This window comes from Paenibacillus sp. FSL P4-0127, assembly GCF_038007325.1.
GTDB classification, from domain to species: domain Bacteria; phylum Bacillota; class Bacilli; order Paenibacillales; family Paenibacillaceae; genus Fontibacillus; species Fontibacillus macerans.
In genome coordinates this window covers 4723577-4750000 of record NZ_JBBOWY010000001.1, presented here as the reverse complement: position 1 = coordinate 4750000, position 26424 = coordinate 4723577, and the positions used below count along the sequence as shown (strand labels likewise).

22 protein-coding genes are annotated in these 26424 nt (G+C 52.2%); 15 read left to right on the top strand and 7 right to left on the bottom strand.

Going from position 1 to position 26424, the window contains the following annotated elements; genetic code table 11:
• Window positions 1-5: 5 nt before the first annotated feature.
• The 7 genes from NYE74_RS21430 (at window position 6) to NYE74_RS21405 (ending at window position 8389) form a co-directional block, all read left to right on the top strand.
• Window positions 6-902, top strand: a complete 897-nt coding sequence (locus tag NYE74_RS21430) for a carbohydrate ABC transporter permease (RefSeq protein ID WP_316561006.1) — start codon at window positions 6-8, stop codon at window positions 900-902.
• A 128-nt stretch (window positions 903-1030) separates the two neighbouring features.
• Window positions 1031-2656: an ABC transporter substrate-binding protein gene (locus tag NYE74_RS21425; protein ID WP_036623584.1), complete on the top strand. Its 1626-nt coding sequence runs from the start codon at window positions 1031-1033 to the stop codon at window positions 2654-2656.
• Between the two features lie 23 nt (window positions 2657-2679).
• A complete protein-coding gene (locus NYE74_RS21420; RefSeq protein WP_036623582.1) occupies window positions 2680-4233 on the top strand; it encodes a glycoside hydrolase family 32 protein in 1554 nt (517 codons plus the stop codon).
• Window positions 4230-6524 carry a GH32 C-terminal domain-containing protein gene (locus NYE74_RS21415; protein WP_124333487.1) on the top strand — a complete coding sequence of 765 codons (2295 nt, stop codon included), beginning with the start codon at window positions 4230-4232 and terminating at the stop codon, window positions 6522-6524. Before NYE74_RS21420 ends, NYE74_RS21415 begins: the two co-directional genes overlap by 4 nt.
• Window positions 6525-6759: 235 nt before the next feature.
• On the top strand, window positions 6760-7206 hold the full coding sequence (locus NYE74_RS21410; protein ID WP_051985489.1) for a hypothetical protein: 447 nt from the start codon (window positions 6760-6762) through the stop codon (window positions 7204-7206).
• A gap of 57 nt (window positions 7207-7263) precedes the next feature.
• On the top strand, window positions 7264-7359 hold the full coding sequence (locus NYE74_RS33375) for a hypothetical protein (RefSeq protein ID WP_164815198.1): 96 nt from the start codon (window positions 7264-7266) through the stop codon (window positions 7357-7359).
• 163 nt (window positions 7360-7522) lie between these two features.
• Window positions 7523-8389: a DegV family protein gene (locus NYE74_RS21405; RefSeq protein ID WP_270619632.1), complete on the top strand. Its 867-nt coding sequence runs from the start codon at window positions 7523-7525 to the stop codon at window positions 8387-8389.
• Between the two features lie 120 nt (window positions 8390-8509).
• On the opposite strand, the gene NYE74_RS21400 is transcribed toward NYE74_RS21405, so the two are convergent.
• The 6 genes from NYE74_RS21400 to NYE74_RS21375 all read right to left on the bottom strand — a co-directional run bounded on the left by NYE74_RS21400 (window position 8510) and on the right by NYE74_RS21375 (window position 15526).
• Entirely contained in the window at window positions 8510-9508 is a 999-nt protein-coding gene (locus tag NYE74_RS21400; protein ID WP_124333488.1) for a LacI family DNA-binding transcriptional regulator, read from the bottom strand.
• Between the two features lie 45 nt (window positions 9509-9553).
• Window positions 9554-10642: a glycoside hydrolase family 172 protein gene (locus NYE74_RS21395; RefSeq protein WP_082207809.1), complete on the bottom strand. Its 1089-nt coding sequence runs from the start codon at window positions 10640-10642 to the stop codon at window positions 9554-9556.
• A gap of 29 nt (window positions 10643-10671) precedes the next feature.
• Window positions 10672-11505, bottom strand: coding sequence for a carbohydrate ABC transporter permease (locus tag NYE74_RS21390; protein ID WP_036623573.1), 834 nt, complete (start codon window positions 11503-11505; stop codon window positions 10672-10674).
• A gap of 3 nt (window positions 11506-11508) precedes the next feature.
• A complete protein-coding gene (locus tag NYE74_RS21385; RefSeq protein ID WP_036623571.1) occupies window positions 11509-12384 on the bottom strand; it encodes a carbohydrate ABC transporter permease in 876 nt (291 codons plus the stop codon).
• A 103-nt stretch (window positions 12385-12487) separates the two neighbouring features.
• A complete protein-coding gene (locus NYE74_RS21380; RefSeq protein WP_051985488.1) occupies window positions 12488-13837 on the bottom strand; it encodes an ABC transporter substrate-binding protein in 1350 nt (449 codons plus the stop codon).
• A 219-nt stretch (window positions 13838-14056) separates the two neighbouring features.
• Window positions 14057-15526 (bottom strand): glycoside hydrolase family 32 protein, encoded by a 1470-nt coding sequence (locus NYE74_RS21375; protein ID WP_036623569.1) that lies wholly within the window; start codon window positions 15524-15526, stop codon window positions 14057-14059.
• Window positions 15527-15724: 198 nt separating this feature from the next.
• Here NYE74_RS21375 and NYE74_RS21370 point away from each other — a divergent pair, with 198 nt between their 5' ends.
• The 8 genes from NYE74_RS21370 (at window position 15725) to NYE74_RS21335 (ending at window position 25877) form a co-directional block, all read left to right on the top strand.
• Complete coding sequence (locus NYE74_RS21370; RefSeq protein WP_124333489.1) at window positions 15725-16606, top strand: ROK family protein; 882 nt, start codon at window positions 15725-15727, stop codon at window positions 16604-16606.
• A 61-nt stretch (window positions 16607-16667) separates the two neighbouring features.
• Window positions 16668-18275 carry a response regulator gene (locus NYE74_RS21365; RefSeq protein ID WP_316561007.1) on the top strand — a complete coding sequence of 536 codons (1608 nt, stop codon included), beginning with the start codon at window positions 16668-16670 and terminating at the stop codon, window positions 18273-18275.
• 8 nt (window positions 18276-18283) lie between these two features.
• Entirely contained in the window at window positions 18284-20065 is a 1782-nt protein-coding gene (locus NYE74_RS21360; protein WP_316561008.1) for a cache domain-containing sensor histidine kinase, read from the top strand.
• Between the two features lie 188 nt (window positions 20066-20253).
• Window positions 20254-21669 (top strand): ABC transporter substrate-binding protein, encoded by a 1416-nt coding sequence (locus NYE74_RS21355; protein WP_124333492.1) that lies wholly within the window; start codon window positions 20254-20256, stop codon window positions 21667-21669.
• A gap of 91 nt (window positions 21670-21760) precedes the next feature.
• Window positions 21761-22696: a carbohydrate ABC transporter permease gene (locus NYE74_RS21350; RefSeq protein ID WP_124333493.1), complete on the top strand. Its 936-nt coding sequence runs from the start codon at window positions 21761-21763 to the stop codon at window positions 22694-22696.
• The gene (locus NYE74_RS21345) at window positions 22693-23526 is read left to right on the top strand and encodes a carbohydrate ABC transporter permease (protein WP_036623557.1); all 834 of its coding nucleotides are present in this window, start codon (window positions 22693-22695) and stop codon (window positions 23524-23526) included. Before NYE74_RS21350 ends, NYE74_RS21345 begins: the two co-directional genes overlap by 4 nt.
• A gap of 30 nt (window positions 23527-23556) precedes the next feature.
• A complete protein-coding gene (locus NYE74_RS21340) occupies window positions 23557-24714 on the top strand; it encodes a glycoside hydrolase family 172 protein (RefSeq protein ID WP_036623555.1) in 1158 nt (385 codons plus the stop codon).
• A 191-nt stretch (window positions 24715-24905) separates the two neighbouring features.
• Window positions 24906-25877 (top strand): alpha/beta hydrolase fold domain-containing protein, encoded by a 972-nt coding sequence (locus NYE74_RS21335; protein ID WP_036623553.1) that lies wholly within the window; start codon window positions 24906-24908, stop codon window positions 25875-25877.
• Window positions 25878-25925: 48 nt separating this feature from the next.
• Here NYE74_RS21335 and NYE74_RS21330 read toward each other — a convergent pair whose 3' ends face one another.
• Window positions 25926-26195: a CD3324 family protein gene (locus tag NYE74_RS21330; protein ID WP_036623552.1), complete on the bottom strand. Its 270-nt coding sequence runs from the start codon at window positions 26193-26195 to the stop codon at window positions 25926-25928.
• Window positions 26196-26424 lie beyond the last annotated feature (229 nt).

Genomic DNA, 26424 nt, shown 5'->3' with positions numbered 1-26424 from the left:
TTCACTTGAACCGATTATTGAAGAGAAAAAGCAGAGGGGACGTCTGGTTTGACGCCATCAATTATTTTGTGTTGACCTTAGTGATGCTGCTTGTATTATTTCCGCTGTATTTTGTGCTGATTGCTTCATTTAGCGATCCTAATCTGATTTATTCGGGGGAAGTCTGGTTGTACCCGAAGGGATTTACGCTTGATGGCTATGAACGGATATTCAATGATTTCTCCATCTGGATCGGGTATGCCAACTCACTGCTTTACGCAGGGTTGGGAACCTTGATTGGAGTAGCCGTTACCGTGTTTGCGGCTTACCCGTTAGCCCGTAAGGATTTGGTCGGGAGATCGGCCATCATGTGGTTTTTGCTGATCACTATGTTTTTTAGCGGCGGGTTGATTCCTACCTATTTGTTAATCAAAGACCTGCATATGCTGAACACCATCTGGGCGCTGGTCATTCCCGGGGCCGGCGGGATATTTAATGTCATTATCGTAAGAACCTTTTTTCAGTCGACCATTCCGGATGAAATGTGGGAAGCCGCTTCGATCGACGGTTGTTCCAATACCCGATTTTTTTGGAGCATTGTGTTGCCCCTGTCCAAATCCATCATTGCCGTCATGGTGCTATATCATGTTGTCGGTTTCTGGAACGGTTTTTTCGATGCTTTGATTTATTTGAACGACGAGACCAAATACCCGCTACAGCTAGTGCTGCGCAATATTCTCGTACAAAATCAGGTCAATTCCGGGATGATGGTGGACGTGGAATCCTACGCGGCGAAGATGCGGGTGACGGAGTTGATCAAATACGGTGTGATCATTGTATCCAGCCTGCCGCTTTTGATTTTGTATCCTTTCCTGCAAAAGTACTTTGTCAAAGGCGTGATGATCGGCTCGATCAAGGGGTAATGCGGATCCCGGGCTTGAAAGGGGGGATGTGCAGCGAAATCGATGCAAGGCATCATAAGACCAATCCGGGAGACGTTTCATGAAAGAAATTCAATTGGTGAAAGTTCAAAAGGGAGGTTATGTAAACGATGAAATCTTTATTTAAAAGCGCGGGGATTCTTCTGTTGGCCGGAGCGTTTGCATTAAGCGGATGTTCGGGCGGGGGCGGCTCAAAAAACCAAGCGGAGAGTCCGGATCAGGACGCGAATTTCAATAAAACCGGTTTGCCAATTGTGAATGAAACGGTGACTTTAAGGATGGTATCCCCCAAAGCCGCTTTAGCACCAGAGTATTCCGAGATGGAAATTTTCAAGCGTCTCGAAGAGCAAACCAACGTAAAGATCAAGTGGGAGAACATTCCGGACACCGACTACGCCGAGAAGAAAAATTTGCTGCTGGCCAGCGGAAATCTGCCTGACGCCTTTTACGCCGCCGGATTTTCTGATTACGAGTTGATCAACTACGGGAAAGACGGAACAATTATTCCGCTGGAGAATTTAATCGATCAATATGCCCCCAATCTGAAAGCGCTTTTCGAACGACGCCCTGACATCAAATCGGCGATCACGGCGCCGGACGGACACATCTACGGGCTGCCGTCGTGGGAGGAGAATAACCTCGGAACCAACCCTTTCTTCCACGTCATCAATAAAAAATGGCTCGACAAGCTCGGCCTGAACATGCCGCAAACGCTGGATGAATACACGGAAGCCTTGTTTGCCTTTAAAACGCAGGATCCGAACGGCAACGGCAAAGCCGATGAAATTCCTTTAAGCTTCATGCACATGCAGTGGTGTATGGACATTGGCGGCATCTTCGGAGCTTTTGGACTTCCGGATAACATGGAGCATCGGATCGTCCGCGACGGAAAAGTGATCTTTACCGCTACACAACCCGAATATAAGGAAGCTTTGAAATATTTTCACGAGAAGTGGTATAAGCAGGGCTTGATTGACCCCGAGTCTTTCACCCAGGATGCCGCTCAGTATCTGGCCAAAGGCAAAACAACGGACGAAACGCTTGGCTCCTATATTTGGTGGGAAGCCGAAGAGGTCGTCGGATCAGAGAGAAGCCAGGATTATGCTTTACTGTCTCCGCTCAAGGGACCGAAAGGGGATCAATTGATCGGCCGCGGCAATGGAGGCGGTCCGGCACGGGGGGCCTTCGTGATTACCAAGGAGAACCGTTATCCGGAAATCACGATGAGATGGATCGATCAGCAGTATGAACCTTATATGGCAGCGCAGATTCACTGGGGGCCTTTGGATGTGGTGTTTAAGAAAGACGGAAACGGAAAATTGGTGAACCTGCCGCTTCCTGAGGGAACTTCCGCCGGCGAATTTCGGCAAAAAGTGGCTCCCGGCGCAGGCGGCCCCGGCGTTATTACCATTGAAGACTTGGGGAAAGTCGTTGATTTGGAGCCGCGGGCTCAGCAGCGCGTGAAAGATTTGGAGAAGTACTACGATCCCTATATGGAAAAGGAAAACTATCCGAGCATTTTCTTTGAGCCTGATGAACTGGACAGAATTAATCGAATCGAGCCCGAATTGATTAAATATGTAAATACCCAAAGAGGCAAATTCATTGTTGAGGGCGGAGCGGATGAGCAGTGGGACAGCTATGTGAAAACGCTGGAGAAGATGGGCTTGAACGAATTGATGGAGATCTATCAAACGGGGCTGGACCGCTATAACGCACAGTTGCAAAGTAATTAAACAATCGATAGGTGGGGAGAAATATGCCGACGACAGACAAGATGAACGCGATGATCGAGTCAAATAGGCAGCATCATGAGGATAGATTCAGACCGGGGTTTCATTTTTCAACTCCATCCTACTGGATGAACGATCCAAATGGATTGGTCTATTACGAAGGAGAATATCATCTGTTTTATCAGCATCATCCCTTTAGCAACAAATGGGGGCCGATGCATTGGGGACATGCGGTAAGTCCGGATTTGATCCATTGGGAGCATAGGCCGATCGCTTTGTTCCCGGATGAGCACGGGGCTATTTTTTCCGGCTGCTGCGTGGTGGACTGGAACAACAGCAGCGGACTGTTCGAAGGTTCGCATGGATTGGCCGCTATCTTTACCCATGCGGATACCTGTCCAAAGACCGGACAGCCGCGCCAGCGGCAAAGCCTGGCTTACAGCAGCGATAAAGGCCGTACTTGGCACAAGTATGAGGGGAACCCGGTTCTCGCCGAGGATGAACTAATTGACTTTCGAGATCCGAAAGTGTTCTGGCACCCGCAAAGCGAGCGGTGGGTGATGGTGCTTGTGGCGGGAGACCATGCTCGTTTTTATGGGTCGAAAAATTTACTTGAATGGACGCTAACCGGCGAATTCGGCAAAGGGGAAGGATCGCATGACGGTGTATGGGAATGCCCGGATCTCTTTGAATTGCCGATGGGTGACAGCGGGCGGTCCAAATGGGTGCTGATCATCAGCATTGGGGATAATCCTTCCGTTCCGGAAGGATCGCGAACGCAGTATTTTATTGGTGAGTTCGACGGAAATACATTCATCAATGACAATCCTGAGGATCGGATCTTGTGGCTGGATTATGGACGAGACAACTATGCGGGGGTGACCTGGTCGGATATGCCTGAGCAAGACGGGCGCCGCGTGATCATCGGATGGATGAGCAACTGGAAATATGCCAGCGAGACGCCAACCGGGGCCTGGAGAGGCGCGATGACGTTGCCTCGGGTCTTGTCGTTGACGAGCCGTGACGAGGGGGTGGTGCTGACGCAAAGGCCGGTCCGGGAAGTCGAACAGCTGCGCCAAGCATCGATGAGCCGGGAGGATGTCACAGTCATGCCGGAGGCGCCGTTTACGCTGCAGACGAACTACGATTTGCTGGAAATTGAAGCGGACATCGATATCCGGTCCGGGAACGGAGTCCATATCCATTTGAAATCCTCCGGGAAAAGCGAAACAAGGATCGGCTACGATGCTGAGCGCGAATGGCTATTTATTGACCGCTCGCACTCGGGCTTGACCGATTTCCATCCGTCGTTCGCTTGCGAGCATGGGGCCGGACTGGCACCGGACAATGGAAAGATCAAGCTTCATATCTGGCTGGATCGCAATGCGGTTGAAGTGTATGCAAATGGAGGACTGGTTGTACTGACGGATCAGATTTTCCCTGACGCTCCGATCGAGAGTGTTGGGATAAGCACAAATTCGGGACGGGTTATATTGAAATCACTTCATATCCATACGCTGAATTCCGTTCCTTTTCCTAATGGTGCCGTTGAGCAGCCTTCAAGGGGGAATGACGCGTGAGCCAAGTACCCGACAACCAGGGGCTGATGATGTATTGGGCTTTTGACGAAGGAACCGGAGCAAAAGCTTTGGAGAGCGTATCCCAAACCCGGGATGATATTCAATACGTATTTAAGCAAGCGGAGTTTACCGAACCGCGTGATCCACAGTGGAGACAGGGCGTATTGGGCAGTGGACTCCTGTTCGACGGTTACTCGACTTATGTTGCCCATTCGTTAAATGAGGACGATTCCGACGGGGAGCCGGCATATCTTTCAGCGCTGAGCATTGGAGTATGGGTAGCGCCCCGTTCGTATGAATGGGGGGAAGGGGGGAAACTGGCCGCGATCGTAAACCGCTACAACGGGGAGAGCAAGCAAGGATATCTGCTTGGCATGTTCCGTCACGGCTCTTGGTCCTTTCAACTTGGGCTCGAAAGCGGCGAATGGAAAGAACTTTGGTCCCCTGACGGCTATGAACTGCCCAAAAATGAATGGTCTTACGTTAGTGCGGTGTTTGATGGAAACCAGGGCGAAATGAAGCTGTATTTGAACGGCAGCGAAATCGCCTCGGCTCCCGTGCCATGCGGTTCCCGCTTGGCCGAGGCTGTGGACATGGACCTGCTCATCGGTAAAAACAATCACAGCAGCCGGCTGGCGAGAGCATTCAGCCTGCACATGTTTAGCGGAATCATCGACGAGCTTAAGATCTATAATCGGGTCCTAAGCGCGGAGGAGGTAGCCGCCGCTTATCGGGAAGTGTTGGATACTACCCACGGAGGAGTCCATCCGTCCTTAAAATACGATGAGATCAAGCTTGACCGGACGCCTTTGCTGGCGGACCGGCACCGACCGCAATATCATGTCAGCCCGCCGGCCCATTGGATGAACGAACCGCATGCGCCGATCTATTTTGAAGGGAAATATCATTTATTTTATCAGCATAACCCGCTTGGGCCTTTCTTTCATCAGATCCATTGGGGACATTGGGTAAGTGAAGACCTGGTGCATTGGCGCGATCTTCCTGTGGCGCTCGCGCCGGAGAAGGATGGGCTTGCACCGGACGGGATCTGGTCGGGAAGCGCGGCCTATGATGCGGACGGCCTGCCGGTCTTGTTCTTTACGGCGGGCAATGACAGCGCTTCGCCAAACCAGAGCGTGGCGCTGGCCCGAAGCACCTACTCCCGGGATGGCGACTCGGAACTGGTACGCTGGGTCAAACATCCGGAGCCGCTCATCGTGCAGAAAAAGGGCATGGGCGCATTCGGCGATTTCCGCGATCCCTTTGTTTGGAAGGACGATGACGGCTGGTATGCCCTGGTCGGATCCGGAATCGAAGGTGAAGGCGGAGCGGCCTTGGCGTTTGCTTCAAAGGATATGTTGAATTGGACGTACAAAGGGCCGTTTTATCAAGCGGATCTGCAGAAGTTTCCTTATCTTGGCCCTATATGGGAGCTTCCCGTCTTTCTTCCTCTTGGTGCCGACAAGCAAGGGGTGAATAAACATCTTCTGCTGGTCAGCCCGGTGGGAAAGGGGGCGGATGTCGAGGTGTTCTATTGGATCGGGCAGCTTGACAAGGAAAATCTGACCTTCGTTCCTGATCAAGAGGAGCCGCAGCTGATTGACGTCGGTGATTTCCACTTTACCGGCCCGAGCGGAATGGTGGATCTGAAAACCGGTAGAAGAATCATCTTTACAATCGCCCAAGGCGATCGGACGCCCGAGCTGGAGTATCAGTCAGGTTGGGCCCATAACGGCGGCTTGCCGCTGAGCGTATATTTGCGGGAAGACGGACGGCTGGGAATCGAGCCGATCCAGGAATTGCAATCGCTGCGCGGAGAGAAGCGTCTATCGCTTCGGGACAAGTCACTCGCCGAAGCGAATGCACGGCTCCGGGAGGTTCAAGGCGACATGCTTGAGATTCGATTGGAAATCGAGCCGGGCAGCGCCCGGAAATTCGGAATCAAGGTCCGGCGCACCCCGGACGGAGTAGAGGAAACGCTGCTGTATTATGATGCGAATCAATCGATGCTCTTGGTCGATCGGACGAAAACGACGCAGCATCCGGGGGAAAGTTGCGGAGGGGTCCAGGGCGGCAAGCTGGAGTTGCCGGGCGAGAATCTGAAGCTGCACCTTTATTTGGACCGTTCCATGGTCGAAGCCTATGCCAACGGATTGAAAAGCCTGACGACCCGGGTGTATCCGAGCCGTAAGGATGCCATGGGGCTTGAGGTCTGGGGTGACGACAAGCTGACTGTCACCTCGCTGGAAGTATGGGATATGAAGCCGATCTGGCAAGAAGGGAGCGCCTGACATGAATCCAACGGCGCCTTTTGATCACTTGAAACTTGGGGAGGAAGGAAGATGAGGGAATTTTTCTATCGGCCGGAGAACGCCTGGGTAGGTTTTACCGGATGAGCCGTTCCCTGGAGGGACCGTGGCTGACTCCCCGGATACCTTCGACGGCCGGGCCTTCTATGCGGCGAAATCGGTGTCCGACGGGGAGTAACGCTATCTATTCGGATGGAATCCCACGAAAGACGACGATTTGTTCGGGTGGAATCCTCCGAAATCCCGAGGCAAGGACTACCACACCTGGGATTGGGGCGGGAACCTGATCGTCCATGAAATCGTTCAGCGACCGGACGGTACCCTTGCCGTAAAAGTACCCGACACGGTCGATGCGGCATTCAAGAATCCGCTTCCGGCAAATTTCCAAGGCATTACGGGGGATTGGCTCGCTGCGGATCGCAATCTCTCCTGCGAGTCCCCGTACGGTTTTGCCGGCTGCACGGCTCGGGAGGAATTGCCGGATCAATGCAAGATTTCCGCCAGCGTCTCATTTTCCGGGCAAACGCAAGGTGTAGGGTTAATGCTGCGCACGGAAGATACGTTGGATGCGGCCTATTACGTTACCCTGGAACCGCAGCGGAATCGCCTAACCTTCCGGGGGGCGATTATGCAGTCGGAAGAAGGCGGAAAAACGTTCCCTTAAGAGGTTGAGCTGGAACGTCCGATTGAACTTATTCCCGATCGTCCTTACGAAATCAAAGTGTTCATAGACGGATCGATTTGCGAAATTTACGTAGATGATAACATAGCGTTGAGTGCCAGAATGTATGATATCCCCCGAGGCAAGCTTGGCTGAAGGGAGCATAACATGGATTTTCTGATGGTATATGAGGGACTATTGCCCGAAAGTACGGAATGAGCCTACCCTTTTGGACGATGTATCATTATCCGTCCGAGAGTACAATGAACATACAAGGGTCGAGGAGGGTATGGGCCGAGTATCGAAAGGGGATAACGTAATGAGCGTAAAGAATGTCATAAAATTAATAGCCGACAGCACATCGGATCTTCCAAATCATTGGATCAAACAATACGATATCGGGATCGTCCCGCTTTATGTGACCCTGGGGGGTCAAACCTATAAAGATACCCTGGAGATAACAACAGCCGAATTATACCGTCGCGTTGAGGAAGAAGGAACTATTCCCAAAACTGCTGCTCCGTCCCCTGCGGATTTTTACCGGATTTTCGAGCCAGAGATCAGTGCCGGAAAAAATATTTTATATATCAGCATGTCTTCCAAGGTATCTTCCACCAATCAAAACGCACATATAGCAGCCAGAGAATTCCCGGCCGGACGGGTACACATCGTGGATTCCATGCACTTATCGGCCAGCTATGCCTTGTTGGTTATTCGTGCCGCACGTGCGCTTGAAGCCGGGCAGCCCCTAAATGAAGTAATCGGGGATATAGAGAATGTGAGAGAGAAGGTCAAGATCGAAATCCTGGTGGATAGGTTGGATTATCTGCATAAGGGAGGCCGCGTTACCAGTTTACAACATCTCATCGGCAATGTGCTGAAAGTGCGTCCAGTCTTAAACATCGTTAAGGGCGAGGTTCGTTCCGTTCAAAAATACCGTGGTAAAATGGAAAAGGCGCTGGAGCCGATTTTGCAAAAAGTAGTCAGTCAAAAAAACCGGATTTGTCCGAACCTGGTGATCATCGGTCAAACGCTGGCGGAGAAAATGGCAGAAAGGGTTCGCTCTCATTTGCTCGACCATATTCATTTCAAGGAAGTGGCTGTAATTGAAGGGGGATGTGCGATAGGTTCGCATACCGGCCCGAATACGATCGCGGTCAGTTATTTGCTGAAAGGTTCCGTTTAGCGTTGATTTTGGCAATCGAATATTTGTCGAAATACAATTCTGGCCAAAAAAATCGAGCAGGGGATAACTGAATCCCTTGCTCGATTTTTTTGAATGATCTGGCCGAGATGTATTCAAATATCAACTGGTGCGCCGAACCATCAGTTCCGTCGGGAACACTTCTTCGACAGGTTCGAGGCGCTGGCCGTCGGTTTCAATGGACTCGATCATCAGCTTGGAAGCGGCCTCGGCCAATTCGTTGATGGGGTGCCGGATCGTCGATAGGCTCAGCAGCTCGGAGACGGTCGGCATATCGTCGACGCCCAGCACGGCAAGCTGATCCGGGACGGCCAGGTTCAAATCCTTGCAGGCCTTTAACGCCCCGATGGCGGAGATGTCGTTTAAACAAAACAAAGCTTGCGGCAGCTGGTTGCTTTTGGCCAGGTTCATCACGGTATCGTATCCGAAAGTTTCCGTCATATCGCCGGTGATGACGGTTGGCAGCTTGCCGTTTTGCTGCAAGGTTTCGCTGGCTCCGTTCAGCCGGTCGTCGAAACCGGGAACATGGCCGTGCGGATAAGTCAAAATGACCAGCTTGTCATAGCCGCGGGATAACAAATGGTTTACCCCGGTTTGACCGCTCTGATAGTCGTTGACGCGCAGCACATGCGCTCCGTAGGATAAGTTGTGGCGTCCTACCGTAATGACCGGCACGTTGAGGTCCATTAATTTGGGCATGAATTTTTCCGTGTCCAAGGTCGCTTTGACGATGATTCCGTCGACCATCTGGATATTCATGAATATTTCTTCAAAGTCGAGCAGGATAATTTTATATCCCAAGGCCTTTAACTGCTGCTTGATGACTTTGGCAAAATGGAGGAAGTATAAGTCCTCAAAGTAACCGTCTCCGTCATAGGTGCTGTCGGACAAGACGAGCCCGATCGTGTGCATTCTGCCGGTGATAAGGCTTTTGGCCACCGGGTTCACTTGATAACCTAACTTATTGATCGAGAGACTGATTTTTTCCTTCGTCTCCGCGCCCATCTTCTGAAAGTTACCGTTCAGAAAATGGGAGACCGTCGCGGGCGATACGCCCGCGTCTTTTGCGACTTGAACTAAAGTAACCCTTTTTTTAGCCATTTTTAAACCCCTGCTTCTATATGAATTGCGAAAATTTCGCCCTGATTAGCGCGGACGTCTTTCCAATACGCCGGGCAGGGCGGGAAACGCTTGGTGCGGCTCGGTCTGGTACCAGTAACATACGGAGCTTATGTCATCGCTTCTTTCGAACAACGCTTTTCCGTCATGCCCGATCTGTTGAACGGTGACCCGCAAATCTTCTTCAAACAAAATGGGGTCAAGTATATGCCAACGATAGAAGCCGCGCATCGGACAAGCCGCTCCATCGTAAATATGCGCTCTTGTCGTATCTTTTACCGCAAAATACGGGAAACCCATGAATGGGGTGGAGTACGTCTGCTCTTCAACCGGGTTGCCGTTGTCGTATTTCACGAAACCCCAGGCGCCGCCGAAGTAATCCTCGGTCCCCGTGCCACAGATCGTCGGCCAATCCCGGTCGCCATCAAGGTAAAATTTCACTTCCCCTTCGCCGTACCAATATCGGGACAGCGAGGTCCAGGCCATATAGGTGCCAATGTATTTCCCTCTTCCTTTAATTCCATCTACAATTGTATAATCCTGCTTGAGCTTGGTCGGATTTTCCCGGCGGAACTGGGCGTGAAAATATTCCGTATCCTCCGCAAGCTCATCGACCAGCATATAATCAAACTGGTAGAAAAACGCCTCGATCTCTTGAGGATGCTCATTCGTTACCGTTACTTTGGCGGATTTTTGGAAAGGCATCGCAAAGTAACTGTTCATGCCGCCGACCGGGTTGACCACAATCGGCATGGAGTTGACGACCGCTCTGGCCCCGAAGCCGTTGCAGAAGAAATCGCCCAGCGGAACTTCCACGGACGGCGATTCTTCACCGTCCCAATACATCCGCAGCACCAGGTCGCGCAACACGAACCAGCCGGCTTCGGTCTGGTCGGTCACGGTCATCCAGATGTGCTGGATGATGCCGGGGCCTTCGATATCAACGAGCGTGGCGGTTTCGCCCTGAGCCAGCGGGATAAAGGCTTTGCCCTTCCGGGCGACGCCCAAGGGGCCGGCGGCTTTCCCGCCTTCGCCTTTCAGGCCGCGCGGATTTTCCGCCGTGATCGCTCTGCTTTTTCCGTTCATTCTGCCAAACAATTGGTTCATCGATTGCATGGTTGATCTCTCCTTATCCTACTATCCTCTTATCCTTTAACCGCTCCGTCGGACACGCCGGCCATCACGTATTTGTTCAGGAACAAGTATGTGATGATGATCGGGATGATGCTGATGCTGATGGCCGCAAACGTCTGGCCCCAATCCGTCGCGCCAAACGCCCCGATGAATTCCTGAAGCCCGACGGCGATCGTTTTGTATTGCTTGTCGTTCGTAAAGGTGTTGGAAAAAATAAAATCGTTCCAAATGAAAATGAAGTTGATCGAGGCGACCGTAACCGTCGTGTTGATGGTCAGCGGTGAAATGATTTTATAAAACACTTGATAAATGTTGCATCCGTCGATGACGGCGGCTTCGATCAATTCATTCGGCACATAGCTGTAAAAACTGGTGAAAATCAAAATCGACAACGGCAGGGCAAAGCCGACTTGCGGCAGGATCAGCGCCAGATACGAGTTCAGCAGCCCGAAATCTTTGTACATAATAAACAGCGGGATCAAAGTGACCTGAATCGGAATCATGATCCCGACCGTAAAGAACAACAGCAGCTTCGAATTCAGCTTGAAATTCATTTTGACGAGGGCAAAGCCCGCCGTTGCGCTGAGGAAGATGATCAGCACCAGACAGCTGAAGGTGACGATGGCGGTGTTTTTGATATACAGCAGCAGGTCACTTTCCCGAAATACGTCGGCATAGTTGGCGAACGACCATACCGTCGGCAGCGAAAACGGCTTTGTCGTCAATTCGATGCTCGATTTGAAGCTGGACAACATCAGCCACACCACCGGATAGATTTGCACGATCAGGATTGCGATCACAATAAAATACAGCAGGAAGGACAAAGCCGTTTTTTTGGATTTCATGGGTTACGCTTCTCCTTTCCTGGAATTAAATATGGCCCGGATGATCAGGACGGCAAGCAGGCTTTCGATGACGATAAATACGGCGATCGCGCTGCCGTAGCCGTATTGGATGGTGGAGAACGCTTTTTTGTACATATAAGTTGTGACCAACTCGGTTGTCGAACCCGGGACACCGATGATATACGGGATATCGAAACCCCGCAGCGCCCCGGTGGTGCACATAATGAGAGCCAGGCTCAGCACATGCTTGATGCTCGGCAATTTGATATAACGGATCAACTGCCAGCCGTTCACACCATCGATGGTGGCGGCTTCCTCGACTTCTTTCGGAATCGCGATCAGCGCCGCGTAAAAAATCACCATGTACATCCCCGTAAAGCGCCAGCCTTCGGGAATGGATACGGCGATCAGCGCGGTGTGCGGATCGGATAACCAGGCGTTTTGCAAGTGGCCGAGCCCGATCCATCCCAGGAACATGTTGAGCAGGCCCAGCGGCTGCAGGGAATAGAAGTTGCGGAACATCTGGGCGATGGCGACGGTGACCACAACGGCCGGCAAATAATACAACGTTCTGAAAATGCCGGCTCCTTTTTTGACGTAAGAGAGCAGCAGCGCGAAAAACAGCCCGATGAACACTTGCATCAGCACGACGATGACGACGTACACCAGGTTGTTTTGCACGGAATTCCAGAAATAAGGGTCATGGAACATCTTGATGTAATTGCCCAGCCCAATATACTTGGCGTCCTTGATTCCGTTCCAATCTTGAAACCCGTAGTTCAGCGACTGAATGATCGGGACAAAGACGGTTCCCAAATAAAACAGCAGGGCGGGCGTGATAAATATGAGCCATGCCTTTTTGTCCTTGAGTACATTCATATAGAATCTCCCCGTTAGTTTAGATTGACAAACTTAGGATGAAAGCTGCCCACCCGGACCTTGGGAGGACCGGGCGGGGAGCAGTTTGTCTGAACGCAGGCATCTAGTTGCCGGCGTTTTGAGCGATGGTATCGTCGACTTGTTTGGCGAACTCCTCCGGCGTCATGGCTCCCATGGCCAGTTTCATGATCAAATCGCTCATGACGGAGTTCGTGTTGGCGTCGAGCAGCGTATCCCAAGGCTTGGCAAACTCCGAACCGTAATTGTCCATATCCTTTTTGATCCGCAGGAACAGTTCGGAGAACTTGGACTCGTCTTCAATCGTAAATTTGAGCGGAGACATTTGCTGTTTAGCCACGTAGACGTCGCTGTAGTTTTTCAGGACATAGCTTAAGAAGTCCTTGGCGGTTCCGTCGAACTTGCTGGCCGTGGCGGCCAGGCCGATGCCGCTGTTTCCGAAAAACTCGTTATCCGGCGTTTTGGCGCCCGCCATGGTTGGCAGATAGAAATAGTCGACATTTCCCTTCAGGTTATCCGGCAGATTTTCTTCCACGAAAGACGGAATTTCCCAGGTGCCCATCCGGTACATGGCCGCTTCGCCGCTCAGGAACATGTTTTTGGCCGTCGTGTAATCCGTGGTGGCGAAGCCTTGCTGGAAGTATTGGCCGATATTGGCGACGAAATTCGCCGCTTGCATGCCGGTTTCGTCGCTCATTTTGGCCTTGCCCTGGCTCAGATTCCGGGCAAATTCGTTCCCGGAGGCGCGGAATGGAATCATCGCCGCATAACGCAGTACAGGCCAGACATCGACCCCGTCCACGGCGATCGGGGTAATGCCTTTGTCTTTAAGCGCCTTGCTGACCGCAAGCATATCGTCGATCGTTTTGGGTACGGCCAGGTTATTTTCGGCGAAAATTTTCTTGTTGTACCAAGTCATCTCCAGATGGTATTCCAAGGGGAGAAGGTACAGACGTCCGTCGGGCAGCTCCTGGTATTTCAGCGCCGGTTCGTAGAACTGATCGTACAAGCCTTGCTCCTCCAGAAACTGCTTCATATCGACCAGCATGCCGGCATCCGCCAGTTCCTGGGCGTACGGATCGGCGTCCGTATCGATAAATTCCGGTACTTCACCGGACGCGATGAGCGTTCTCAGCTTGGTCAAGTAGGATGGTCTGTCCGCCGTCACTTGAATGTCCAGTTTGAAGCCGGGATGGTCTTCCGCATAGCGGTCCGCCAGCTCCCGAACGGTTTGAATGATCGCCCCGTTCTCCGGCCGGGCCGTCAGCCAGGTAATCGTTTTGCCTGAACCCGCCTCGGATGAATTTCCCTGATCCTGCGCGCCGCTCCCGGCGTTTTTGCCCGCCGAGCCGCCGCAGCCGGCGAGAGCGGTTGCAAGCAATGCGGAGATGACGATAAGAGAGAAGACCTTTAACCTATTTCTGTTACTTGCCATTTCAATACCCCTCCATTTTTAATTTGGTTCAAAAGTTAATCATCAGTGCTTGACAGTCAAGCTGGCAACAGACCGTGGCCTGGAGCGAGACTCGCCGTTCGGAGGCTTTGCACGATTATCCCGTTTGATCGGGTGACTTGGCTTCCTGAACCAGAGGGATAATCGTGCAAAGTGGTTTGGAAAGACAACACCCCCTTATCTCCGTCATCATTTATTTTGTCAAGCATTGATTTTGGTCTTGAGCCTAACGTTTTGAACTTTAACCGCACCTTCGTTCGCAAAAAAACCGAGATGCCCGGTTTTGAAGTTGTAGATCCGTGTGGTCATCGCGACCATGTCGTTGACGTAAAGGCACAAAATATCGTCCTCCAAAATCAGCTTGATGCTGATCCGGTTGTGCTCCGCGAAGCGGAAAGGACGCTCCAGCTCGATCATTTGCGGTTTGTCGCCGGCAATTTGCCATTGAAAGAAACCGGGCTTGGTTCGCGGCCACATATCGAAGGCGATCCGGTTATGGAACGGATCGAATTTAATGAAGTAACCTTTGTCAAGCAACTTGTCGGTGCGCAGCGCGATGCCGAAATCTTTCGTCTCTTCCCAGCCCGCAAACTCGGCTTCGATCAGGACTTGGGAGGACAGTTCATTGAAAACGCGGTAAGCCAGCCCGTCGGGAGATTCCAGTTCGAAGCCGCTTTGGTTTTCGGCGTGGCGGCAGTTTTTCTCCGCTTCAGGGATGAGATTCGTCTCACTATTAAAATGCTCATAGACCGCTTGCGGCATCCTCACCAGCAAATCGCCGTTATCGCTTTGATACACCTCGTGCACAACCAGGGTACCGGCCCATTCCCAATCGCCGTAATCGCTTGCCCCCCGCTTGGAAGGCACCCAGCCGAAAGCATATCTTTGCCGGCCGTCCGAGGCCGTTTTCGCTGCGTAAAATCCTCTGCCGTCAAAGGTGTCCGGGATCGGAGAAGTATATACGCCTTCGGTAGTTTTGCTTTTTTTGTAATGCGTTACGAACTTTTCGCTGAACGTCGAGTAGACCAAGTAATGCCAGTCTCCCATTTGAAAATAATCGGGACATTCCATGGTAATGTACTTGTCCGGGCTGTAAAACGGCTCCCGATAACACCAATGCACGAGATCATCGGAAGTGAGCAGGGCAATGCACCCTCCTTTCTTTTCCGAGGAATTCACCAGCCTTGAGGTAACCAGCATCCAGTACTCTCGCCGTTTTTCGTTGAAAAATACGAACGGATCGCGCCAATCGAACTTCTCGTAAATCACGCCGTCTCCATAAAGCTTGAAATTCGTGTCCTTGGTCCAGTTGATTCCGTCGGTTCCGGTGGCCTTTAATACAACTTGCAAGGGCTTGCCGTCCACGCAAAACTCAGGGTTGGGATTATGCCCGGTGTAGAAAAGGTGGTACATGCCGTTTTGATCCTTGATTACGGAACCGGTATAGGCGTTACGGTCCGGCTCGGTTTCGCCGCCGTTTGGCAAAGCCACGCCGTGATCCTCAAAATCCAGGCCGTTTTTGGTGGTGATCAGGTTCCACGTTGTATGGTTCCCATAATCGCCGCCGGCTCTTTGGTCATGGAGATAGTAGAGTTTGTACTCTCCATTGTCATAGAACGGGATCACATCGCCGACCCATCCGTCTTGCGGTTTGTAAAATACTTTTTTCATCGTGTCATCTCCATTTAGTAAAACGTTTTACAAAATCATAATAACATAAGTTTTTAAGTTGTCAACGTTTACATTTACTAAATAAATAGTATTTATGTAAATTGATATCACGGTATTAAAATCAGTATGGTAAAACGTTTGTCAAAATAGTAAAATAATTGTGAAAGCACTTGCAGTTTTAAGAGGAGGAGTTTAAGTATGCGAATTGGCGCTATTGAAGCGGGAGGCACGAAATTCATATGCGGGGTCGGGAATGAAAAGGGGGAAATTCTGGACCGGATCAGTTTTCCGACGGAGGCGCCGGAAAAAACGCTGGAGCAAGCGGTTTTATTTTTTCACGGCAAAGGTGTTGAGGCGATCGGAATCGGGTCTTTCGGGCCGATTGATCTGGATCGTACCAGTCCCACTTTCGGAAGGGTGACTACGACGCCGAAACCGGGATGGTCAGGCTTTGACATCGTCGGGTACATGAAAGACAATTACCCGGTACCGATCGGTTTTGATACCGACGTAAACGCCGCGGTTTTCGGCGAGGTGAAGTGGGGAGCGGCTAAGGGATTGGATAGCTGCGTTTACTATACGGTAGGGACCGGCGTCGGCGTCGGAGTGTACACGGAAGGCAAGCTGGTCCACGGACTGGTCCATCCGGAAGGGGGACATGTTTTGATCCGGCGGCACCCGGAGGATAGCTTCGGTGGTTTGTGTCCTTATCATGGCGATTGCCTGGAGGGCATGGCCAGCGGACCCGCGCTGGAGAAACGCTGGGGTGTGAAAGGAAGCGAACTGCCGGGCAATCATCAGGCTTGGGAGATGGAAGCTTATTATCTGGCGCAGGCCATTTCGGGGGTTATTCTGCTGCTATCACCGAAAAAAGTGATTCTTGGCGGCGGGGTCATGCATCAGAAGCAATTGTTCCCGCTCATCCGCAAGGAGGTTACCCAAATCTTAAACGGATATGTCGCTTCACCGGCGATCCGTGACGGTATGGACAACTATATCGTACCGCCGGGCCTTAGCGACAATGCCGGATTGTGCGGGGCGCTGGCGCTTGGCATCGAGGCTGCCGGTTTGTCGGCATGAGTTCACGATATTTTCGCCGTATCAGTTGGTTCTAACTTGATCACGGAAGGGGAGGAATACGATGTTCCATGTGCTGGTAGCGGATGACGAGCCGCGGCATCGCCGCGGGATTGCCGACATGATCAAGACGCTGCGGCCGGACTACCGGATCTTTATGGCCAAGGATGGGGAGGAGGCCTTGCGCGTCGCTCTGGACAACCGGATTGATATGATATTTACGGATATTCGCATGCCCAATATGGACGGTCTGACGATGATCGAGCAGTTAAAAGCGCGGAGCGAGCCGATGAAAATCGTCATCCTGAGCGTGTACGGACACTTCGATTATGCCAGACAGGCCCTGAAGCTCGGCGCGTTCGATTACCTGCTTAAACCTCTGGAACTGAGTGATATGGCAGAGATGCTGGACAAGCTGGACGCCGCCATCGAGCAAGAGCGGATGCGCCTTCAAGATGGAGCGAGCCTGAAGGAGCAGCTGAGTTCGGCCATTCCAGTGTACGAACAGCATCTGCTTAGCCGCTGGGTGCGGTCGGCGGCGAATGAAGACGAGCTGCGGGAAATTGAACGTTTGGTCCCGCAGGGACAGGTCGGATTTGTATGGATCTCCAAGTTTTCCAAATCCGAGGTCGAACAGATGTATCAAGGCGAGGAATTCGCCGAAGTCAAAACCAGCTTCAAGAGCTGGATGCGCCAGGTCACCGAACCGATCGGCCCGGCCATTTCCTTTTACCTGGAGGGAGACGAGCCTATGCTTGTCTCCGTCATTGCGCCTTCGCATTCCCTGGAATGGCTGATGAAAAAGGAAATTGAGCGGTTAACTCAATTTATCGAACAGGTTCGCATGGAATTCGAACTTACCGTATCCATCGGCGTAGGCGACGGGGTTAATGATCTGCGCCGCGAAGCGCCCCGTTCCTTCGCACAAGCTTTGAATGCGCTGGACTTTACGTTTTATTGCGGAGAAGGGAAACTTGTCATCCATAATGAAATCGCTTACAATCCGCAAAAGCCGTCTTTGCCATGGGTTCCCGACGATTCCGGCATCGCGGACGCGGTGGCGGGCGGGAATCGGGACAAGGCGCGGGAGGCGTTGGACTTGCTGGTGCGGCGGCTTCTGGAAGGCGGCTATCCTGCTCCCGCCCAGTTCAAGCGCAGCATTTTGTATGTACTGGTCAACTTGGTTAAGGCCAATGAAGCGGCATTGCGGAGGGAGGAAGCGGGCAATATCGTGTCCGAGATGGAATTTCGGATTCCGGCCTGTTCCACGCTGGATGAACTCCGGGCGAAAGCGGCCGATTATGTGAACCGGATCATCGAGGGGATCGCGGACCGGAAAAACCATAAAAACGAGCGGATTATCGAGCTGTGCCGGGCTTATCTGGCGGAGCATTACATGGAGGATCTCGCGCTCGAAACGGTGGCCAGGCGGTTCTTTTTCAGCCCCGCTTATTTCAGCAGCTTCTTTAAATCACATACGTCCCTGACGTTTACCGAATATTTGCTGCGGCTCCGAATGGAGAAAGCCAAGGAAATGCTGAAGGACGGGAGCCGGAAAATTTCCGAGATTGCCTTAAGCGTGGGCTTCAGGGACGCAGGTTATTTTACCCGGATCTTCAAGCGGGAAACCGGCTTTTCACCGGAGGAATTCCGCAAGAAAGACCTGCTGTAGGTGGCGCCATGAGACTGAAAAACAAGCTGATTTTATCCTACATTGTATTGATCACGCTGCCTCTGGCCACCTTGGGAACGGGAGCCTTTTATGCAAGCAAAAATATCATGCTTAAGCTGGCCCGGGATAACGTGACGGAAATCGTGCAAAAAAACAATCAACTCATCGACGAACGGCTGAAAATCATCGAGGACGACAGCCTCTCCCTGATGGTGGAATGCGACTTGTTTCAAATTTTTGACGGCCCCGCCCCGGCCGAAAGCGAACTACTGCAGACGAATAAACGGGTCACGCAAATTTTGAACCGTTATTTTTCGCCATCCCGGGATCTGTATTCGGTGGAGCTTGTGACCCGGGCTTTCGTTTACGGAAGCAAGGCGCGCAATACGTATCCGCCGGATCATTTTTACGAATCCGAGCTGTACAAGCGGGCGGCGGAGCAAAAGGGGCGTCTGGCCTGGATTCCGACCTATGAGTACAGCCGGATGCACCAATTGCCGGATTTGGCCGGCGCCGACATCGATTATCGCTATTTATTTTCCGCCGTCCGGCAGATGAATCCTTCCTGCGTTCGTAATGATGCGATCGTGCGGGCTGGGGAAGGTACGGAGAAGCCGATTCTCGTGATGAATTTCCGGGACGATGTTTATGCCGATATTTTCCGGGATAGCGTTCCGATCGATGGCGCGGCATTTTTGGTGGCCAGCGCAGACGGCACGATCATTTCCCATGCGAATGCTGAGTTTATCGGGAGCAAACCGTCTTTACCCTGGCTGGCCGAAGTGCGGAGCCGCGGCAGCGGAGCTTCCTACGTTACGGTGGACGGGAAACGGATGATCGCCTGTTACGCGGTGTCCGGAATCACGGGCTGGACCTCGGTCGTGCTGATTCCTCCCGGCGCGCTGACGAAGGATATCGGACAAACGATCACCTTTTTTATCATCACGTTGGGCGCTTCGCTGCTGCTGCTTTCACTGTTGTTCGCCTATTTGATTTCCATGCGGATTTCTTCACCGGTCAGCAAGCTGCTGCTTGCGATCAAGCGGGTCGGGGGCGGCGATTTCAACGCCAAAATCAAGGTGGAAGGGAAAGACGAGCTGGGGCATGTGCTGATGAAATTCAACAGCATGAACGAGAAAGTGAAGCAGCTGATCGAAGAAAATTATGTCGTCAAACTGAGGGAGCGCGAAACGGAAATCATGGCGCTGAATGTCCAGCTTAACCCCCACTTTTTGTACAATACGCTGAATATCATCAACTGGATGGCCGTTTACGGGGAGAAAGAGCAGGTCAGCAAAATGCTGGTCAGCTTGTCGCGGATGCTGCATTATACGACGGACAACCGCAAGGATTCGATGCCGCTTTCCGCGGATATCGGCTGGCTGAAGGATTATATCGTCATCATGTCCAACCGTTATGAACACCGTTTCCGGGTCGACTTCGACATCGCGCCGGAGCTGCAGGAAGCCAGCGTGCCGAAACTGTTCCTGCAACCGCTGGTGGAAAATGCGATCATCCACGGGTTCGGGGATATGGAGAGCGGCGGACTGATTACGATCTACGGGCGCCGGCAGGGGGACGATATCGAGTTCTGCGTGGAGGACAACGGCTGCGGGATTATGCCGGAACGCCTCAAGGAGGTGCTGGCCGAAGACTCCGCCAACATTGGGATCAAAAACGTCGATAAGCGGGTCAAGCTGCTCTACGGCAGCCGTTACGGCATCGGCATCGAATCCGTTCCCGAGCTGGGGACGCGGGTAAAGCTGGTTATCCCGTATCGAAAGCCTTAAAGAGGATGTTCAAAAAGCGTCTTCCCATGACGAAGTAGTTTCAGGGAGCGGAATCGACGTCGAATCTTGAATTGATCGAAAAATCGTCCAGGAAACGAAAAAACGTCCCATAGGTTTTCGGGAGCGGCGATTCTACAATAAAAACAAGCGACTGCAGCGCTTACATTTTTAAGCGGGGGGATCAGCACATGCAAGCAAAATCCGGCAAATTAAAAACGCTGTTTGTTTTCCTAACCATTCTGGCGCTTTTTGTAACCGCTTGCGGAACGGGGGGAAGCGGTTCGCCAGCGAACCAGGGACAACAAGGCGGCGAGAACAACAAGGCGGACGGCGGGAAAAACGGAGAAAAAGTAACGCTGAAGTTCACGTTCTGGGGCAGCCCGGAGGAAAAGAAAGCGGTGGAATCGGCGATCAAAGCCTTCGAGCAGAAACATCCGAACATCACCATCAACCCGATCCATATTCCGGGCACGGATTTTCTGCAGAAGCTCAACGCCATGGTCGCCGGCAACGAGGCGCCGGATATCAGCTATTCGGCCGCCTGGAAGCTGAAAATGGGCGAGGAGGGTCTGATTTACAACTTCTTTGATTTAATGAAAGATGATCCGAGCATCAAGAAAGAGGATTACCTGGAGTATGCCTGGTGGAACTGGGACAAGGATAAAAGCGCCGGACCGTATCAGGCGTCCGTCGTCCCTTCCTTGATGTACAACGCGGATATGTTCAAGGAAGCGGGAGTGGAACTGCCGCCTACCAAGGCGGAGGAAGCGTGGACCTGGGACGAGTTCGTGGACGCGGCCAAAAAGCTGACGCTCGACCGGAACGGCAAGCATCCGGACGATCCGGGCTTCGATCCGAAGAACATCAAGCAATACGGCGTTAAACTCAGCCTCGGCTGGTCGTCTTATATGCCGATGGTTCTCTCCAACGGCGGGGATTATCTGACGGCGGACGGCAAGGAATTCGGGTTGTCCAAACCGGAGGCGACCGAAGCGCTGCAGAGAATAGCCGATTTAATTAACGTGCACCACGTCTCGCCATCGCCGGTGCAGGCCAGCAGCATTCCCGCTCCGGCGACCGCGCTGCAGTCCAAAAAAGTGGCGATGGTCATCGACGGCAGCTGGAACCACCTCGATTTGAGCAAAACCAACATTAACTGGGGCGTCGGCGTGCTGCCGGTCATCAAGGACTACAAAACGTTTTTCCTTGGCGGCTCGCTGATCATCTTCAAAAGTTCGCAGCACCCTAAGGAGGCGTGGGAGTTCTCCAAATTCCTCACCGATCCGCAAAACGTACTCGACTTGCACCAAGGTTTGTGGATGCCGCAGCTCAATAAATGGTACGAGGATCCGCAGCTGATCGACGAGTGGGCGAACGAAGAGCTGCCCGGAAGACCGGCTGGTTTCCAGGATGCCGTGATGCGCTCCACCTATGAGCATGCCGAGCCGTCGCCGGAAAACAACGTCAAAAACTTCGTGGAAATCGACGCCGCGGTATCGGCCGCGCTCGATCAAGTGTGGCTTGGCGAGAAAACGGCCGAAGCGGCGATGAAAGAAGTGGAGACGAAAGTGAAGCCGCTGGTACAGGGCACCTACTTGAAATAACGAAGCGCTGTGCGAAAGCGCCGTCGCCGTAAAGCACGTTGCCAGCGGCGGCGGCCTCCGCCAGGGCGTTTCGACGGAGGGGGATTTGCTTGTGGAAACCATCTCTTCCCGGAGCGGGAATCGGTTGCGGAACAAGCGCCATACAAAGCGAAAAGACCTTTACGGCTGGCTGTTTGCCATGCCGGCGATTCTGGGCCTGCTGATCTTCACGCTGGGCCCGATGCTTTACAGCCTGTACATGAGCTTTACCGACTACACCGGATCGAATTCACCGACCTTTACGGGTCTCGACAATTATAAACGAATGTTCAGCGGCGAGGATCAATATTTTTACAAATCGCTGGCCGTTACTTTTTATTTCGTGATCCTTAGCGTACCGACCGGCATCATCTACTCCTTTTTGCTGGCGATACTGCTGAATCAGAACGTGAAAGGCAAAGCGGTCTTCCGCACGATCTTTTATTTGCCGTCGATCGTGCCGATCATCGCGATCTCGTTTATTTGGCTGTGGCTGCTTAATCCCGATCTCGGCCTCGCCAACGAACTGCTGCGCTCGCTGGGCCTGCCGGGAAGCCAATGGATTTTCGGCGAGAAAACGGTCGTGCCTTCTCTGGCTTTAATGAACCTGTGGACGACGGGCGGGACGATGATTATTTTTCTCGCGGGCCTGCAGGATATTCCCAGATCGCTGTACGAAGCGATCGAGATGGACGGCGGAACGCGGCTCGATAAGCTGCGCCATATTACGATTCCGCTGATGACGCCGACGATTTTTTTCAACCTGATCATGGGCATCATCAACGGCTTTCAAGTGTTCTCGCAGGCTTATGTCATGACCAACGGCGGGCCCAATAACGCCAGCTTGTTCTATGTGTTTTATTTGTACCGGGAAGCGTTTCAGTTCTCGCGGATGGGGAGCGCCAGCGCAATCGCCTGGGTGCTGTTCGCCATCATTATGATTTTGACCTACGTCGTGTTCAGGACATCGAACAAATGGGTTTATTACGAGGGGGATGGCGCGCGATGAGAGCCAAGGCTTGGTTTGAAAAAGGACTGATCTACCTGGTGCTGGCGGCCGGGGGAATCTTTAGCCTGCTGCCGCTGGTGTGGCTCGTCCGCAGTTCGCTGATGAATATGGGGCAAATTTTCGAGCTGCCGCCGGTGTGGATTCCCAATCCCGTGCAATTTTCTAATTACAGCGAGGCGCTGACGATCCTGCCTTTTGGCCGGTATTTCGTGAACACCGCGATCATCGTCGTCTTTTCGGTGCTGGGCGTCATCGTAACCAGCTCGATCAGCGCCTACAGCTTCGCGCGGATGGCCTGGAAAGGCAGGAATCTGGTGTTCAGCCTGCTGCTGTCCAGCATGATGCTGCCGTACGCGGTCACCTTGATCCCAACGTTTATCGGCTGGAGCAAAGTGGGTTTAACCAATTCCTTTATCCCGCTGATCGCTCCGGCTTGGTTTGGCGGCGGCGCGTTCAACATTTTTCTGCTGCGCCAGTTCTACCTCAGCATCCCCCGGGATCTGGATGAAGCGGCTTACGTGGACGGTGCCGGCCATTTACGGATATTCTGGTCGATCATCCTGCCGCTCACCAAACCCGCGCTGATTGTCGTCGGTTTGTTTTCGTTTTTGGCGGCGTGGAACGATTTTCTCGGTCCGCTTGTTTATTTGAACGACGAAACCAAATATACGCTGGCTCTCGGTCTGCAGCAGTTTAAAGGCATGTATTCGGCGGAGTGGCATCTGATGATGGCGGCGGCCACCGTGGTGCTGCTACCGGCGATAATCGTATTTTTCATCGGGCAGCGATATTTCATCGAAGGGATTACGTTAACGGGGATTAAGGCTTGAATTGACTTTAAATGAGTGGGAGGAAGCGGTATGAACCAGTTATACTTGCGCAAGGAAGGGACATCCCGGCGGCTGTCGAGCTGGGATCAAACGGGCGGCAACAGGGACTTCATTGTGATTGGGGCCGGGCAAACGGCGGCGATTGCGGAAATCGCCGGTTCGGGCGTGATTCAGCATATTTGGATGACCATCGCGGCGAAAAACAAATACGCGTTCCGCAAAGTATTGATCCGCATGTTTTGGGATGATGAGCAGGAACCGAGCGTGGACTCGCCGGTCGGCGACTTCTTCGGCGTCGGGCACGGCGTGGCCAGCCACTATGTGTCCGCGCCACTCAATATGATTACGACTCAAGGCGTGATTGAAGACAAAGCGGCGATGAACTGCTTTTTTGAAATGCCGTTCCGCAAAGGGGCGCGGATCGAAATCGTCAATGAGTGCGAGGACGAGATGATCTTGTACTTTTACGTGGACTATGTGGAAAAAGAGGTGCCGGACGACAGCTTCTATTTCCACGCCTCGTGGCGCAGGGAGAATCCGACGCAGGGCTTGGTGGACTTGGCCGCGCTGAAAGCGGAACACGATCAGCAGGACAAGGCCAATTATGCCGACCAAAAAGTATATGAGCTGAAAAATCTGACCGGAGACGACAATTACGTGCTGCTGGATGCGGTGGGCGAAGGCCACTATGTGGGCTGCAACTTAAGCATCGACCACCTCAATCCGATGCCGGGCTTTAGTTGGCCGGGGGAGGGAGACGATATGTTCTTTATCGACGGCGAACCGTGGCCGCCCCGCCTGCACGGGACGGGAACGGAGGATTATTTCTGCGCCGCCTGGGGCTATCCCGCCGGAAAGTATTATGCTCCGTACCACGGCTTGTCGCTGTACGCGCCGATCCGGGAAAACGGCGATGCTTGGAAAGAGAGCAACACGATTTCGTTTAACGATTATTCCGGCAAAATGACGCAATACCGCTTTCATATCGTTGATCCGATCATCTTCCGCAAGTCGCTCCGCTTCAGCATCGAGCACGGGCACGGAAACGCTCAATCGAACGACTATGCGTCGGTCGCTTACTGGTATCAGCGCGAGCCGCACAAGGCGTTTCCGCAGATGCTGCCAGTAGCGCAGCGCCTGCCGATTCCGGAGAAGGAAAGCGCCAGGTTGTTTTACCGCACGTTCTAAGTTAAAAGTTAAAAGCAGCGGCAAGCCGGGAAATGCCCGGACTTGCCGCTGTTTTTTTCGCTGGGGTCAAAGCGCTTTACCGAGTCTTTTATGGCAAAAATGATTCTAAGTCAATGTTTATATTTTGGATGCTTTGTGCACGTTTTAAAATAGGAGTGTCTGAAAAGAGGGAAAGCGGGGAGTCATTAACTATGGAAGAGAAAACAAGCAGAAGCAGACATCTGGTTGATCCGGAAATTGTTAGCGCGATTGATTTAATCCCGACAACCAATCTCACTGCATCTACGCTAATGGAGTCGCGAAAGAATCAAGCGCAAATGATGCGGCAACTGGATGTAACGCAGATGTTCCCGGTTACGTTGGAAGAAAAGGCGGTGCCAAGTTATTTTGGCGGTCCGGATATTCGAATAGAAATCATTAAGCCAATCCAGCCAAAGCATCCTAAAATGCCGTTATATTATTCGATTCATGGCGGGGGCATGGTTTTGGGGAGTCCGGCCGGGGATCGTCCGGGGAATGCGGCGCTGGCCGCACAGCATGGTTTTTGCTGCGTATCCGTTTATTATCGATTAGCGCCTGAGCATGTTCAGCCAAGTCAATTGCAGGATTGCTATTCAGGGCTGAAATGGTGTATTGACCATGCGGAGGAATTGGGAATCGATACGCAAAAAGTCGCCCTTGGCGGCAGCAGCGCCGGCGGCGGCTTGGCGGCCGGTCTAGCCTTATACATTCGCGATCGGAAGGAATTCGAGGTCCATCATCTAAGATTATTGCGGCCGATGCTGGATGACCGCACGAGTATTGGGCCGGAGCATCCGTATGCGGGCGAGTTCGTTTGGACCAAACAAAGCAATTATTTTGGCTGGAAATCGGTGTTGGGGCATGAACCGGGTCTGGAGGAGGTAAGCGAGTATTACGTGCCTGCACGGGCCACATCGTTGGCCGGATTACCCCCCACTTATATAAATATAGGCACTATTGATTTATTCATCGATGAGGCCTTGCTTTTTGCAAAACAGCTTGTCTTTGATGGAGTATTAACGGAATTGCATGTCTACCCCGGGTACCATCATTTGTCCCCGATGTTTCCGGATGCGCATTTTTCCAGAGAAGGCGCCGAATCAAGCGAATACGCCTTGCTTAAAGCTCTGGATTTACTTTGAGATAATATGAAAAGCACTGATGAGGAACATTTTCACCAGTGCTTTTTGTTATTTTTTATGCGAGTAAACAATTTTTTTGATCGTTTCTGTTGAAAGGTAATATTCGTCCGCTAGCCGTTCGATACTGCAGCCATTCCTAAAAGCGGCTCTGATGGCGGCATTTCGCCGGTCCAGCCTCCGTCTTCCGCCGCTTAAACTGCCCCAATGTTTATATTCCGTTGTCTGCTTGGGGATGTAAAGAGTTTCCCCTTGGACATATTTTTGGATCTCCACGATCAGCTTTTCGGGTAAAACTTTCGTTGCATTCGTATATTTCATTTTGCCCGCCCCTTATTTTAGTTTTCTAAAAAATAAGGTGCAAAGCCAAAATATTAGAAAAGCTTGTTCGGCGATGAACTAGTTGTTTCGCCCCATGCAAAGTATCGCCTTCCTAATAACAGGCTTTGCATGAGTGGACAAAGTAGCGGACAATCTTAAGAGATTCTCCAATGGTAAGCACCTCCCTTAATATTGTCATTATAGCAAAAATCCGTGCCGCAAATCATCT

What these genes read in the sequence shown, in the direction of transcription:
- NYE74_RS21390 (WP_036623573.1), bottom strand. Translation starts at nt 11,505, where the DNA reads ATGAAATCCAAAAAAACGGCTTTGTCCTTCCTGCTGTATTTTATTGTG.
- NYE74_RS21330 (WP_036623552.1), bottom strand. Translation starts at nt 26,195, where the DNA reads ATGAAATATACGAATGCAACGAAAGTTTTACCCGAAAAGCTGATCGTG.
- NYE74_RS21425 (WP_036623584.1), top strand. Translation starts at nt 1,031, where the DNA reads ATGAAATCTTTATTTAAAAGCGCGGGGATTCTTCTGTTGGCCGGAGCG.
- NYE74_RS21420 (WP_036623582.1), top strand. Translation starts at nt 2,680, where the DNA reads ATGCCGACGACAGACAAGATGAACGCGATGATCGAGTCAAATAGGCAG.
- NYE74_RS21370 (WP_124333489.1), top strand. Translation starts at nt 15,725, where the DNA reads ATGCGAATTGGCGCTATTGAAGCGGGAGGCACGAAATTCATATGCGGG.
- NYE74_RS21395 (WP_082207809.1), bottom strand. Translation starts at nt 10,642, where the DNA reads ATGCAATCGATGAACCAATTGTTTGGCAGAATGAACGGAAAAAGCAGA.
- NYE74_RS21345 (WP_036623557.1), top strand. Translation starts at nt 22,693, where the DNA reads ATGAGAGCCAAGGCTTGGTTTGAAAAAGGACTGATCTACCTGGTGCTG.
- NYE74_RS21375 (WP_036623569.1), bottom strand. Translation starts at nt 15,526, where the DNA reads ATGAAAAAAGTATTTTACAAACCGCAAGACGGATGGGTCGGCGATGTG.
- NYE74_RS21335 (WP_036623553.1), top strand. Translation starts at nt 24,906, where the DNA reads ATGGAAGAGAAAACAAGCAGAAGCAGACATCTGGTTGATCCGGAAATT.
- NYE74_RS21340 (WP_036623555.1), top strand. Translation starts at nt 23,557, where the DNA reads ATGAACCAGTTATACTTGCGCAAGGAAGGGACATCCCGGCGGCTGTCG.
- NYE74_RS21405 (WP_270619632.1), top strand. Translation starts at nt 7,523, where the DNA reads ATGAGCGTAAAGAATGTCATAAAATTAATAGCCGACAGCACATCGGAT.
- NYE74_RS21380 (WP_051985488.1), bottom strand. Translation starts at nt 13,837, where the DNA reads ATGGCAAGTAACAGAAATAGGTTAAAGGTCTTCTCTCTTATCGTCATC.
- NYE74_RS21400 (WP_124333488.1), bottom strand. Translation starts at nt 9,508, where the DNA reads ATGGCTAAAAAAAGGGTTACTTTAGTTCAAGTCGCAAAAGACGCGGGC.
- NYE74_RS21355 (WP_124333492.1), top strand. Translation starts at nt 20,254, where the DNA reads ATGCAAGCAAAATCCGGCAAATTAAAAACGCTGTTTGTTTTCCTAACC.
- NYE74_RS21360 (WP_316561008.1), top strand. Translation starts at nt 18,284, where the DNA reads ATGAGACTGAAAAACAAGCTGATTTTATCCTACATTGTATTGATCACG.
- NYE74_RS21365 (WP_316561007.1), top strand. Translation starts at nt 16,668, where the DNA reads ATGTTCCATGTGCTGGTAGCGGATGACGAGCCGCGGCATCGCCGCGGG.
- NYE74_RS21385 (WP_036623571.1), bottom strand. Translation starts at nt 12,384, where the DNA reads ATGAATGTACTCAAGGACAAAAAGGCATGGCTCATATTTATCACGCCC.